Origin of the sequence: Tersicoccus phoenicis (assembly GCF_001968835.1) — a bacterium.
In the GTDB taxonomy this organism is placed as follows: Bacteria; Actinomycetota; Actinomycetes; order Actinomycetales; family Micrococcaceae; genus Tersicoccus; species Tersicoccus phoenicis.
Map to the genome: position 1 here is coordinate 1 of NZ_MRDE01000118.1, position 305 is coordinate 305.

The window sequence follows — 305 nt, forward strand, 5'->3', positions numbered from 1 at the left end:
CGTGGCGGGACGGGGTGGAGGTCGTCGCGATGGACGGGTTCACCGGGTTCAAGACCGCTGCCGCCGAAGAGCTACCCACCGCAGTACCGGTCATGGATCCGTTCCACGTCATCCGTCTGGCAGGTGAGGGACTGGACCGGTGCCGGCAGCGCGTCCAGCAGCACACCCTCGGGCACCGGGGCCGGGCCGGGGACCCGCTCTACCGGGCGCGGCGGACCCTGCAGACCGGCGCGGACCTGCTCACCGACACCCAGCGCGCCCGGCTGGACACGGTATTCGCGGCAGACGAGCACGTCCAGGTCGAA

The 305-nt window shown here is 71.8% G+C and carries 1 protein-coding gene; it reads left to right on the forward strand.

Annotation, left to right across the window (positions count from 1 at the left end; translation table 11 throughout):
- A partial coding sequence (locus tag BKD30_RS15385) for a transposase (RefSeq protein WP_143588235.1) occupies nt 1–305 on the forward strand: 305 nt, incomplete at both ends.